This window comes from Brevundimonas sp., from assembly GCF_013912065.1.
Taxonomy (GTDB): Bacteria; Pseudomonadota; Alphaproteobacteria; order Caulobacterales; family Caulobacteraceae; genus Brevundimonas.
In genome coordinates this window covers 33,615-44,903 of the sequence record NZ_JACESA010000019.1, presented here as the reverse complement: position 1 = coordinate 44,903, position 11,289 = coordinate 33,615, and the positions used below count along the sequence as shown (strand labels likewise).

Annotated in this window: 16 protein-coding genes; 9 read left to right on the top strand and 7 right to left on the bottom strand. The window is 68.0% G+C overall.

Annotated elements, in window-relative coordinates; translation table 11 throughout:
• Positions 1-126 precede the first annotated feature (126 nt).
• Entirely contained in the window at positions 127-900 is a 774-nt protein-coding gene (locus H2037_RS14495) for a hypothetical protein (RefSeq protein ID WP_292123409.1), read from the bottom strand.
• A gap of 324 nt (positions 901-1,224) precedes the next feature.
• Here H2037_RS14495 and H2037_RS14490 point away from each other — a divergent pair, with 324 nt between their 5' ends.
• Positions 1,225-1,692 (top strand): low molecular weight protein-tyrosine-phosphatase, encoded by a 468-nt coding sequence (locus H2037_RS14490; protein ID WP_292123407.1) that lies wholly within the window; start codon positions 1,225-1,227, stop codon positions 1,690-1,692.
• 190 nt (positions 1,693-1,882) lie between these two features.
• On the opposite strand, the gene H2037_RS14485 is transcribed toward H2037_RS14490, so the two are convergent.
• Positions 1,883-2,176, bottom strand: coding sequence for a hypothetical protein (locus H2037_RS14485; RefSeq protein ID WP_292123405.1), 294 nt, complete (start codon positions 2,174-2,176; stop codon positions 1,883-1,885).
• A 97-nt stretch (positions 2,177-2,273) separates the two neighbouring features.
• Here H2037_RS14485 and H2037_RS14480 point away from each other — a divergent pair, with 97 nt between their 5' ends.
• Positions 2,274-2,777 (top strand): sigma-70 family RNA polymerase sigma factor, encoded by a 504-nt coding sequence (locus H2037_RS14480; RefSeq protein WP_292123404.1) that lies wholly within the window; start codon positions 2,274-2,276, stop codon positions 2,775-2,777.
• Positions 2,774-3,364, top strand: a complete 591-nt coding sequence (locus tag H2037_RS14475; RefSeq protein WP_292123402.1) for a hypothetical protein — start codon at positions 2,774-2,776, stop codon at positions 3,362-3,364. Before H2037_RS14480 ends, H2037_RS14475 begins: the two co-directional genes overlap by 4 nt.
• On the opposite strand, the gene rsmD is transcribed toward H2037_RS14475, so the two are convergent.
• Entirely contained in the window at positions 3,351-3,914 is a 564-nt protein-coding gene (gene rsmD / locus H2037_RS14470) for a 16S rRNA (guanine(966)-N(2))-methyltransferase RsmD (protein WP_292123401.1), read from the bottom strand. The two genes, H2037_RS14475 and rsmD, sit on opposite strands and share 14 nt — an antisense overlap.
• 3 nt (positions 3,915-3,917) lie before the next feature.
• Positions 3,918-5,486: a pseudouridine synthase gene (locus tag H2037_RS14465; protein ID WP_292123399.1), complete on the bottom strand. Its 1,569-nt coding sequence runs from the start codon at positions 5,484-5,486 to the stop codon at positions 3,918-3,920.
• On the opposite strand from H2037_RS14465, the gene tadA reads away from it, so the two are divergent.
• Both tadA and H2037_RS14455 read left to right on the top strand, forming a co-directional pair.
• Positions 5,475-5,957 carry a tRNA adenosine(34) deaminase TadA gene (gene tadA, locus H2037_RS14460; protein ID WP_292123397.1) on the top strand — a complete coding sequence of 161 codons (483 nt, stop codon included), beginning with the start codon at positions 5,475-5,477 and terminating at the stop codon, positions 5,955-5,957. The two genes, H2037_RS14465 and tadA, sit on opposite strands and share 12 nt — an antisense overlap.
• 38 nt (positions 5,958-5,995) lie before the next feature.
• Complete coding sequence (locus H2037_RS14455) at positions 5,996-6,421, top strand: MliC family protein (protein ID WP_292123396.1); 426 nt, start codon at positions 5,996-5,998, stop codon at positions 6,419-6,421.
• Here H2037_RS14455 and H2037_RS14450 read toward each other — a convergent pair.
• From H2037_RS14450 to H2037_RS14440, 3 genes are read right to left on the bottom strand one after another with little or no spacing between them, the layout of a single operon-like run.
• Complete coding sequence (locus H2037_RS14450; RefSeq protein ID WP_292123416.1) at positions 6,418-7,005, bottom strand: GNAT family protein; 588 nt, start codon at positions 7,003-7,005, stop codon at positions 6,418-6,420. The two genes, H2037_RS14455 and H2037_RS14450, sit on opposite strands and share 4 nt — an antisense overlap.
• A complete protein-coding gene (gene aroB, locus H2037_RS14445; RefSeq protein WP_292123394.1) occupies positions 7,005-8,111 on the bottom strand; it encodes a 3-dehydroquinate synthase in 1,107 nt (368 codons plus the stop codon). Before aroB ends, H2037_RS14450 begins: the two co-directional genes overlap by 1 nt.
• Complete coding sequence (locus H2037_RS14440; RefSeq protein ID WP_292123392.1) at positions 8,108-8,674, bottom strand: shikimate kinase; 567 nt, start codon at positions 8,672-8,674, stop codon at positions 8,108-8,110. The genes aroB and H2037_RS14440 overlap by 4 nt, the downstream gene beginning before the upstream one ends.
• A gap of 125 nt (positions 8,675-8,799) precedes the next feature.
• Between H2037_RS14440 and H2037_RS14435 the strand changes: the two genes are divergently transcribed.
• The 4 genes from H2037_RS14435 to H2037_RS14420 all read left to right on the top strand — a co-directional run bounded on the left by H2037_RS14435 (position 8,800) and on the right by H2037_RS14420 (position 11,234).
• Positions 8,800-9,702: a site-specific tyrosine recombinase XerD gene (locus tag H2037_RS14435; RefSeq protein WP_292123390.1), complete on the top strand. Its 903-nt coding sequence runs from the start codon at positions 8,800-8,802 to the stop codon at positions 9,700-9,702.
• Positions 9,703-9,719: 17 nt separating this feature from the next.
• The gene (locus tag H2037_RS14430) at positions 9,720-9,944 is read left to right on the top strand and encodes a DUF1902 domain-containing protein (protein WP_292123388.1); all 225 of its coding nucleotides are present in this window, start codon (positions 9,720-9,722) and stop codon (positions 9,942-9,944) included.
• Positions 9,945-10,009: 65 nt separating this feature from the next.
• Positions 10,010-10,204 (top strand): type II toxin-antitoxin system HicA family toxin, encoded by a 195-nt coding sequence (locus tag H2037_RS14425; protein WP_292123386.1) that lies wholly within the window; start codon positions 10,010-10,012, stop codon positions 10,202-10,204.
• An 82-nt stretch (positions 10,205-10,286) separates the two neighbouring features.
• Entirely contained in the window at positions 10,287-11,234 is a 948-nt protein-coding gene (locus tag H2037_RS14420) for an acetyl-CoA carboxylase carboxyltransferase subunit alpha (protein ID WP_292123384.1), read from the top strand.
• Positions 11,235-11,289 lie beyond the last annotated feature (55 nt).

The window sequence follows — 11,289 nt, the reverse complement described above, 5'->3', positions numbered from 1 at the left end:
CCCGAGGATCCATACGCCCGGTATCTGACGGTGGCGCACCCTGGGGACACCGGGCGTATGGATCCTCGCCACAAGGGCGAGGATGACGAAATTAGAGCGGCAAGAAGTGGATGGTCGTTCCAGCGTTTATCCAGCGCGAACGGACGCAGCTTCAACTGACCCCACCCTATCCGTGGGAGCCTTTGAAAGATCAAATTTAAATCGCAGAAGCTCCTTGTTCAACAGGGCAGCATGGACTTCATTTAATCCCTTGATTGCTTCCTTATTTGAACTTGGAAGAGAGCCCGCCAAGTATTGGATCAGATCCTCCAATTCCGTACGAATACGAAGTGTTTGGCGGGCAAGGCCTGGAGTCATGGCGACGCCTGTTTCGGTGAAAGCCTCCTGAGGCATCATTGCCCATAGCGCTTCACGTTTAAGCTCATAGTTCACCATGACCTCATGACACTGGTTCCTAATAGCTGGCAAAGAGCCCACCAAGTTGAACTCGTTATTTAGGCCCAGATCCAGAAGCAGTGACGTTTCATCGCCGTCGAAGATTATGGGAGCTCGATCAACGAACATGGCGAGGACGCGAGGCCACGCATCCTGGCCGGCGGGAATCGCCTTCAACTGGGGTACCAAGTGTTCGTTTAGGCGCTGCAAGTCCGACTGGATCGCCATAAGTTTGACGAACATCCTATGAGCAACAGATCGTTGGCGTTCAAACCGATCATCTTGGCGGATCGCCTCTTGCCGATCAAACTCCCGTTTTTGAAGCACGTAGCTCGTCAGGGCTGTCGCACCGGCACCTATAATCGCGCCGAGCAGACCACCCCAAAGACCGATCAAAGCATCTGCACCTCCACTTCCACCGAAAGCGAGGCCAACAAAAACAGGGATATCTGCGATTCGATACATCAACCACCGATATGAAAGAGGGCTGGTAGTTCCGCCTTCTCAGAGCGACTCGTCCTCTGTGATATTCCAACCCTCGCTTTGCGCCAGTTCTCTAAGTTGGGAAGGATTAGTGGAGGTGTGACTGCCCTCTAAACTATTATGAGGCATCCCGTTGTGCAGCGTCTGGAGCTGCCAAATGACCACACCCGCGGGACCTCCCGATGGCGTTATGTCGATAATTCTCGCGTCCATAGCCATTTCCCCTGTTGGTCGATTGTTCGCATCACCTCACAGTTGCAGCTTGTCGCCAAATCTTTTGTGCTTTGCCATATCTCTTAATCACCAATGCCCTCCATCCTCTTCGTCTGCCTCGGCAACATCTGTCGCTCTCCCCTCGCCGAGGCCGCCCTCCGCGCCGAGGCCGAACGCCTCCGCCTCGACCTGATCGTCGATTCCGCCGGCACCGGGAACTGGCATGCGGGCGAGCCGCCGGACCCGCGGGCCCAGGCGACCGCCCGGCGGCACGGGGTCGATATTTCGGGGTTGAGGGCGCGGCAGGTGACGCCGGCGGACTTTCGTCGCTTCACCCATGTGATCGCCCTGGACCACGACAATCTGGCGAACCTGCGCCGGATCATGCCCGACGACGCGACCGCCGAACTCAGCCTGCTGCTCGACCACCTGCCCGGCCGCGAGGGCCAGGCCGTGACCGATCCCTATTTCGGCGACGACGCCGGGTTCGAGGTCACATGGTCCGAGGTGACGGCGGCGGCGGAACGACTGGCCGAGAGACTGCGCCTCACACGCGACTGACCTCGCCCCCTCCGTCTCGCCGGCTTCGCCGGCGATCCACCTCCCCCAAGGGGGGAGGATCGCCGTCATCACCCCGCGCATTCCTCCCCCCTTGGGGGAGGGGGACCGCCGCGCCTCTTGCGCGGTGGTGGAGGGGCTTGCCGCACGGCCGGCGCCCGAATCCGTCGCACCCTGCGTCGGGGTCCGAAGATCAGTCGCGTCCCCGTCCCGTGATCCTGCGCCAGATCCGCTTGCGCGCCTCGACCACCGACACCCCCAGCAGGGCCGCCGTGGTCCAGAACAGGGCCTCGGTCGTCACCGCCGCGACGATGGCCAGGGTGATGCGCGCGCCGCGATCCACGTCCAGATAGAGGCCGATGCCCAGGCCGATCCAGGCGCAGATCGCCCCGACCAGCAGCAGCAGGGCCAGCACCTTCAGGAACCCCTTGCCGCGCCCCAGCATGCCCTTTTTCGGCGACTCCATCGTCTCGGTTTCGATCGTCATGGCGAACTCCTTTGTTTTTCGACGCCTGACCTGAAAGTCTCGGCCAACCCTTGAGTCTTTCATCCCGACCGACGATTTTTTACGGAGACCGCCGCGCTTGGGACGCGACCAGACCTTCGAGGCCCTGCTGGCCGAGCACGGCGGCATGCTGCGCCGTATCGCCTCGGCCTATGAGGCGGATCGCGAGCGGCGGCGCGAGCTGGAGCAGGAGATCCTGCTGGCCGTCTGGCGCGCCCTTCCGAAACACCGGGGCGATGCGCCCCTGCGCCATTTCATCGCCCGCGTCGCCCACAACCGCGCCGTCACCCATGTGGCGCGCGAGGCGGCCGAGCCGCGCCGCCAGCCGCTGGACGAGGCGGCCCCCTCGGACGCCCCCACCCCGCACGAGGCGACCGAGACACGGGATCTGCACGACCGGCTGGGCCAGGCGGTGCGCGCCCTGCCCCTGTCGTTGCGTCAGCCGGCCCTGCTGACCCTGGAAGGTTTCGCCCCGGCCGAGATCGCCGACATGCTGGGCCTGAACCCCAACGCCGTCTCCATCCGCCTGACCCGCGCCAAGGCGGCGCTGCGTGAGGCGCTGAACCCCGAGGTTCGATCATGACCATCCCCGACGACGACTGGACCGACCTGACCCAGGCCTGGACCGAGACGCCCGACGACGGCCCCCGGCTGGACGCCGGCTTCATCCGCGCCGTGCGTCGCCGAGACCGGCTGGCTCGGATCAATTTCATCGCCGAGCTTGCCGGCGGCCTTATGGTCATCGCCGCTATGGGCTGGGGTCTGCATCGCGGCCTTCCCCTGCCCGCCGCCCTCGCCGCCCTGGCCTTTGGCGCCTTCGCCCTGGGTGTGACCCTGTGGTCGCGACGCGGCGATCCCGGCCTGCTGACCGACACGCCGCAGGCCGTGCTGCGCTCGGCCATCGGTCAGGCGCGCATCGGCCGGCGCTGGGCTCTGGCCGGCGTGGCGACCAGTCTGGCGGGCGCAGTCTTCCTGGCCATCATGCTGACAATGACCGACACGGCCGCGCCGAGGACCGCGCCCGTCTTTGCCGGCGGCTTCGTCTTCCTGTGGATCTGTATCGGCTTCTATCTTCGTCACGCCCGGCGGTGCCGTCGGCGAATGGCGGCGCATCAGGCGGCGTTGGACGCCCTGGACGAACGTCCGTCCGACCCGGCTATTCGCTCCTGAGGAACAGCACCCGCGCTGCGCCATAATCGCGCGCGTCCAGCCGTTCATAGCCGGGGGTGTCGATGTCCGGCTCGTCCGATCCGCGCTCGAACACCACCAGAGCGCCGGGCTTCAGCCAGTTCCCCTCCAGCAGCCGCACCAGGGTCTGCTCTCCCAGACCCTTGCCATAGGGCGGGTCCAGGAAGGCCAGGTCGAAGGCCTCGCCGTCCGATCCGGGACGGACGCCCAGGTCGGTCGCGCTGCGCCGATGCACGCGTGTGCGCCCCATCACCCCATAGGCGTCGGCGTTCTCGCGGATCGCGCCCCTGGCCCCGTCGTCGGTCTCGACGAACAGGCAAAAGCCCGCGCCCCGGCTGATGGCCTCGAAGCCCAGGGCGCCCGAGCCGGCGTACAGGTCGATGACCCGCAGCCCCTGCAGGCTCTCGGCCCAGGCGGCGTGTTCCAGCACGTTGAACACGGCTTGCCGCGCCCGGTCAGAAGTCGGGCGCGTGCCCTGCCCCTCCGGCGCGACGATGGCTCGGCCCTTCAGGCTGCCCGCGACGATCCGCAAGCCTCAGCTCCGAGGCGTGCGGGGCTTGCCCCCCGGCGCGCGACCGCTGGTGCCCGACGGGCCGGCCGGCTTGCCGCCGCCCGTGCGGGGCGGCCGCGTCTCGCGCCCGCTGGGCGAGGCTGCGCCGAAGCCGCGCGGTTTGAACTCCCGCTTGGCGCCGTCGGCGCCGGCCGTGCGCGGCTTGTACTCGCGCTTGGGTCCGTCGCTGCTTCGGGCCGGGGCGCCTTCGCGGGGCTTGAAGGCCCGGGCCGGACGATCGCCCTCCTCACGCGGCTTGTAGGCGCGGGCCGGGCGTTCGCCGTCGGCCGGGGCGCCCTCGCGCGGCTTGAACACCCGTTTCGGATGGCTGGTCTTGGGCGCGGCCTTGGCCCAGCCCTCCTTCTTGGGCGGACGTTCGCGGCGCTCGATCGCATCGGCCTGGGCCGTTTCGGCGGCGCGGACGCGGCTGGGCTTGCGCGACGGGTCCGACATGGCCGAGCCCGAGTTCCCCTTCAGGATCGGCGTCGACACGCGACGACCGGGGACCGGCGCAGGCGTTTCGACCGTATTCCCGGTCGGCAGGTTCTCGGGCCGGATATAGTCGGCCAGCAGCTCGCGGATCACGCGCGGCCCGATCTCTTCGACCGACCCGACCGGCAGCACGTCCAGTCGGAACGGCCCATAGGCCAGGCGGATCAGGCGGTTGACCGTCAGACCGACGGACTCCAGCACCTTGCGGACTTCACGGTTCTTGCCCTCGGTGATCGACACCGAAATCCACAGGTTGCTCGGCGTGCGGCCGTCCTCGGATTTGGACTCCTTGGCCTTGTCCAGCGTCGCCACCATGGGACCGTAGGAGATGCCCTCCACGACGGCGCCGTTCTTCAGCTCGTCCAGCTGTTCCTGCGTGATCTTGCCCCGCGCCCGCGCCCGGTACTGACGCACCAGACCGGCCGAGGGAAGCTCCATCGCCCGGCTCAACTCGCCGTCGTTGGTCAGCAGCAGCAGGCCTTCGGTCGACAGATCCAGCCGTCCGATCGAGATCACGCGCGGCAGACCGGCCGGCAGGGCGTCGAACACCGTCGGCCGCCCGGTCGGATCCCGGTGGCTGGTCAGCAGGCCCGCAGGCTTGTGATAGCGCCAGACGCGGGTCGCCTGGGTCGAGCCGATGGGCTTGCCATCGACGGTGATCACGTCGTCGCGCGTCACCAGGGTGGCGGGCGTGTCCAGGATGCGGCCGTTGACCGCCACCTTGCCCAGGCCGATCAGCCGCTCGACCTCGCGGCGCGAGGCGATGCCGGCGCGGGCCATGGTCTTGGCGATTCGCTCGGCGCGCAGGGGAGTGTCGCTCTTGGCCGAACCGGACGCAGGCTTGCCGTCCTTGCCGGCCTTGCCGGCGCGCGGCCGGTCGCCTCGATCCGGCTTGTCGCCGAACCGTTTGGCGCCGTCGTCGCGAGGGCTGCGCGGCTTGTCGCCGAAGGAGGTCTTCCCGTCGCCGCTCTTGCGAGGACCGGAGGATTTAAAGGGCCGGGGCGACCGTTCGTCTTGACGGGCGCGGGGCTTCTTGTCGTTGTCGTCTGTATGGCGGACCATGATCAGCGGTTCATGCGCATGGCGCTGGACCAAGCGCAAGCGGCGGCGGACGCAGGAGAGGTGCCTGTGGGCGCAATTCTTGTCGATCCTGCCTCAGGTGAGGTAATTTCGACCGGCGCCAATGGTCCCATAGCCGCCCACGACCCCACGGCCCATGCCGAGATCGTGGCCATGCGGCGGGCGGCGACGGCGCTGGACAACTACCGCCTGACCGGCCTGACCCTCTATGTGACGCTTGAGCCCTGCGCCATGTGCGCCGGCGCCATCAGCCACGCCCGCATCGGCCGGGTGGTCTGGGCCGCAGACGATCCCAAGGGCGGGGCGGTGATCCACGGTCCCCGTCTGTTCGAACAGCCCACATGCCACTGGCGCCCGGCGACGGACTGGGGTTTGCTGGCCGCAGAGTCGTCCGACCTGCTCAAGTCCTTCTTCCGCCAACGGAGGGGAACAGCGGCAGGCGGCGTACGTTAGCACCGCGCGCCAAGCGGCGCCGTTGGAGGAATATCGCCTTGTCCAAGCCGGGTCTGCCGCCGTCGCTCGTGTTCAGCGGTCTCGCCGCCGCCCTTCTGCTGACGGCCTGCGGCCCCGATCCCGACACGGCCCCCAGCACCGGCGACGAGGTCAAGGACCGCGCCATCGAGGCTCAGACCGCCCGCAAACGCACCGGCGCCGAGATCCAGGATCGCACGCTGAACCGCGTCGTCCACACCGTCTATCTGTGCGACAACGGCGAGCGTCTGTCGGTCGATTTCGACAACCCCCGCCAGATGGCCACCATCCGCAACTCGTCCGGCGAGGCCGTCGACCTCTATCAGGAACGCGCCGCCGACGGCATCTGGTACCGCGCCTCCAACGTTGAACTGCGCGGCAAGGGCGTCCTCGCCACCTGGTCCGTCGAGGGCCGCCAACCGACGCAATGCCGGGCGGTGGATTAGGCGAACGCCGCCAGCCTTCGATCCAGCCCGTCCCGCACCGCCGGCCAGTCGTCGTCGATCACCGCGAACACCGCCGTGTCCCGCGCACGGCCGGTCCAGGTGATCTTGTGCTTCCTCAGCACCCCCTCGGCCTTGGCGCCCAGTTTCAGGATGGCGGCCTGGCTCTGGGTGTTGATCGCATCGGTGATGATCTCGACCCGCACCGCGCCGGCCTCGAAGGCGTGGCCCAGCAACAGCCGCTTGCAGGCCGGATTGATCACGCCGCCCCGCGCCTCGGGTCGATAAAAGGTCGAACCGATCTCACACCGCCGATAGGTCGGGTTGATCTCATAGAGGCTGGTGGTCCCGACCACGACCCCGTCCGACAGCCGCCGCACCGCATAGGCGATCCGTGTGTCCGCCTGCATCGCCGCCAGAGCCGCTGTCCACCAGCCGTCGAAATGCTCGCCCCAGGCCGGTCCGACCATGATCGCCCAGGCCGCTTGATCACAATCCAGAGCCGCGCGGACCTCGTCGCGCAGCCCGTCCTCGAAGGGCTCCAGCCGGACGAAACGGTCCTGCAGTGGAACCGTCGCGATCCGCATCACGCGGACGCGCCTTCCTCGATCAGGAACGCCCGCACCCGGTCCGCGTCCACGCCCTTTGCCACAAAGGCCTGACCGATCCCGCGCGCCAGGATCAGGGTGAGGGCGCCACCCTCGGCCTTCTTGTCCCCGGCCATCAGGGCCAGCAGTCGGTCGGCCGTGAACGACCCCGCCTGGTCCAGCCGGGTCGGCAGACCCGCCGCAGCGACCACCGTCTCGACCCGTTCGACGTCGGCGGCGGAACACAGGCCCTCGCGCGCCGAATAGCGGAAGGCCATGCAACAGCCCAGGGCCACCGCCTCGCCGTGCGCCAGCGCGTCCTCGTCGAACCCGACCTCGGTCTCGACCGCATGACCGAAGGTGTGGCCCAGGTTCAGCAGGGCGCGCCGACCGGCCTCCTTCTCGTCTTCGCCGACCACGGCGCTCTTGATCTCGACCGAGCGGATCACGGCCCGTTCCAGCGCAGCCGGATCGCCGGCCGCCCCCGCCGCCCCCTCGCCCGCCAGCCAGTCGAAGAAGGCCGGGTCGCAGATCAGCCCGTGTTTCAGCACCTCGGCCCAGCCCGAGCGCACCTGTCGTTCCGGTAAAGTGGCCAGGACGTCGATATCGGCCAGGACCAGGCGCGGCTGATGGAAGGCGCCGACCAGATTCTTGCCGCGCGGCGTGTCGATCGCGGTCTTGCCGCCCACAGACGAATCGACTTGAGCCAGCAGGGTCGTCGGGATCTGAACGAAGTCGACGCCCCGCATGTAGAGGGCCGCCGCCAGACCGGCCAAATCCCCGACCACCCCGCCGCCCAGGGCGACGACCACGTCCTTCCGGTCCAGCCCGATCTCCAGCAGCCGGTCCAGAACCCGCTCCAACTCGGCGAAGGACTTCGATCCCTCGCCCGGCGGCACAGCGACGATCTCGCTCCGGACGCCGGACGCCGCCAGGGACGCGGTCACGGCCGGGCCGTGCAGCGCCGCCACCGTGGCGTCGGTGACGATGACCGTCCGCCCCTTGGCCAGGGGCGCGATCCGCGCGCCCGCCTCGGCCAGCAGCCCGCGCCCCACAACGACCTCATAGGCCGCGAAGGCCCCGCCGCTGACCGGAATGATCGTCATGGCCTCTTCTCCGCGCGACGCCGTTCGCGCCAGTGCCGGCGCAGATGCTTGTGAATGGCGTCCACCGCCTGGCCATGCGAGCCCTGTCCCACGTCCACGGTCACGTCCGCCTGGCCATAGATCGGATAGCGCGTCTCGGCCAAGCTGGTCAGGACCTCCAGCGGATCCTTGCCCCGCAGCAGCGGCCGGGTGTCGCGCCGCGCCACCCGCTCGGCGACCACCGACAGGTCGGCCCTCAGCCAGACGGTGTCGGCCCTTTCCTTCAGCAGGGCCCGCGTTTCGGCGTTCATCATCGCCCCGCCGCCGGTGGCCAGGACGATGGGCGGCCCCTCCAGCAGACGCCGGATCACCCGCGCCTCGCCCGCCCGGAACTCCTCCTCGCCCAGGGCCGCGAAGATTTCGGACACCGTCATCCCGGCCGCCGATTCGATCTCCACGTCCCCGTCGGCGAAGGGTAGTTTCAGTCGGTTGGCCAGCCGACGCCCCACCGACGATTTGCCCACCCCCATCAGGCCGACCAGGGCTATGGTGCGGCTCGGCGCCGGATTCGCGCGCCGCCTCATCCGGCGGCTCCGGCGGAACGGACGGTCGAAAGGACGGCGAAGGCGGCGACGCGGGTAGGCATGATTGATCAAACCTCTACACCAAGCCTGATCATGCGCCATCCGTCTGCGGAGCGGATTGCATCATGACGCCCCAGATCGAAGCCTTTCTGGAGATGATGGCGGTCGAGCGCGACGCCTCGCCCCACACCCTGGCCGCCTATGGCCGCGATCTGGCCGACGCCGAAGCCGTTCTGGCCGACGCCGGCGGCCTGATGAAGGCCGACGCCGAGGCGCTGGAGGCCTGGTTCGCCGATCTATCGCGACGCGGCCTGTCCGCCGCCACCGCCGCCCGCAGACGCTCGTCGGCGCGTCAGTTCTACCGCTTCGCCCTGGCCGAGGGCTGGCGGACCGATGACCCTTCGCGCCGTCTCGACGCCCCGAAACAGGGCCGCCCCCTGCCCAAGCTGCTCAGCCGCGACGAGATCGACCGCCTGCTGGCCGCCTCGGCCGCCCGCGACGCGGCGGCGGGCCTGCGTCTGGTCGCCCTGGTCGAGATGGCCTACGCCTCGGGCCTGCGTGTTTCGGAACTGCTGGGACTGAAGGTCGAGGCCGTCCGCCGTGATCCCGCCTATCTGATCGTGCGCGGCAAGGGCGGCAAGGAGCGGCTGGCCCCGCTGAACGCCGCCGCCCGCGTGGCGATCAAGGCCTGGCTGACCGCCCGCGACGCCAAACGAAAACCCGAGGCGCCGGACAGTCCCTGGCTCTTCCCCTCCTCTGGCCGCACCGGCCATCTGACCCCGCGCCGCTTCGCCCAGCTTCTGGACGAGGCGGCGATGACGGCCGGCATCGATCCGGCCCGCGTCAGTCCTCACGTCCTGCGCCACGCCTTCGCCACCCACCTGCTGGAGGGCGGCGCCGACCTGCGTGTCGTCCAGACCCTGCTGGGCCACGCTGACATCGCCACCACCCAGATCTACACCCACGTCGCCACCGACCGCCTGGCCCAGATGGTCCGCTCCAAACACCCCTTGGCGCGCGACGAGTGACGGCGCATATTCGGGACATGGCCGAGGATTTCTACGTCAAGGCGATCTGGGACCCCGAAGCCGAGGTCTGGTGCAGCGAGTCCAATATCGTGGGGCTTGTGCTGGAAACGGCGACGCTCGGTGAGTTCGAAAGCCTCGCTCGCCATTTCGCGCCTGAGCTTCTGGCTGAAAACCTGAACATCCACGGCGAAGTGCCGATCCGTTTCGAAGCCGTGGGCGGCTTTGATGTGATCGCAGCCTGACCCACAACGCGTAGAAGAGAACTCCGAGAGCGATGATCGGCGACCTCATCTGATCGAAGGCTGCCATGCCCAAGGATTTCTATTCCGAACTCTCGGCTCTCCTTTACGCCGCCGGATGGCGTCGCGTGTCCGATGCCAAGGGCAGCCACGAGAAATGGCGGCACCCGGATCAGCCACACGCCGTCATCGTTCCCCGTTCCAAGAGCCGACACACCGCCAACACCATCCTCAAACAAGCTGGCCTGCCGAAGGCATTCTGACCCGCTTGCCCGGCGGCCTCGACCTCTCTAGTTTCCCCCGCCTTCCCCTGGGGCGCCCCGCCCGCAGTTCCCGGACGCCTTTATGGCCACGCACTATCTCGATTTCGAAAAGCCGATCGCCGATCTGGAAGCCAAGATCGACGAATTGTCGGCCCTGTCCGAGACCTCCGGGGGCTTTGACGCCGAAATCGCCGGCCTGCGCAAAAAGGCGGAGCAGCTGCGCAGGAAGATCTATGCCGGCCTGGATCCGTGGATGAAGACTCAGGTCGCGCGCCACCCGCAGCGGCCGCATTTCGTCGACTATGTTGAGAGCCTGTTCACCGACTGGAACGAACTGCACGGCGACCGTCAGTTCGGCGACGACCAGGCCATTCTAGGCGGCCTGGCTCGCTTCCGGGGCCGTCCGGTCGTGATCATGGGCCATGAGAAGGGTCACGACACCGCCACCCGCATCACCCACAATTTCGGCATGGCCCGGCCCGAGGGCTATCGCAAGGCCGTGCGGCTGATGGACATGGCCGAACGGTTCGGCCTGCCGGTGCTCAGCTTCATCGACACCGCCGGCGCCTATCCGGGTCTGGGCGCCGAGGAACGGGGCCAGGCCGAGGCCATCGCCCGTTCGACCGAGCGCTGCCTGACCCTGGGCGTCCCCTCGATCGCCACCATCACCGGCGAGGGCGGTTCGGGCGGGGCCATAGCCATCGCCGCCGCCAGCCGCGTGCTGATGCTGGAACATTCGATCTATTCGGTCATCTCGCCCGAAGGCGCGGCCGGCATCCTGTGGCGCGACGGCGCGCGGGCCCGTGACGCGGCCATGGCGATGAAGATCACCGGACCCGACCTGATGGGGCTGAAGATCGTCGACCGCCTGATCGACGAACCCGTCGGCGGCGCCCACACCGACCGCGACGCCGCCATGGCGAAGGTCGGCGAGGTTCTGGCCGAAGAGCTGAAGGGTTTCGACGGCCTGTCGCCGCAACAGATCAAGACGCAGCGGGCCGACCGCTTCTACGCCATCGGCGCGCTTTGATCGAACGCTGTTAACCCGGCGTCCATCAAATGCGGTGAAGCTTCCAGTCCCAAGG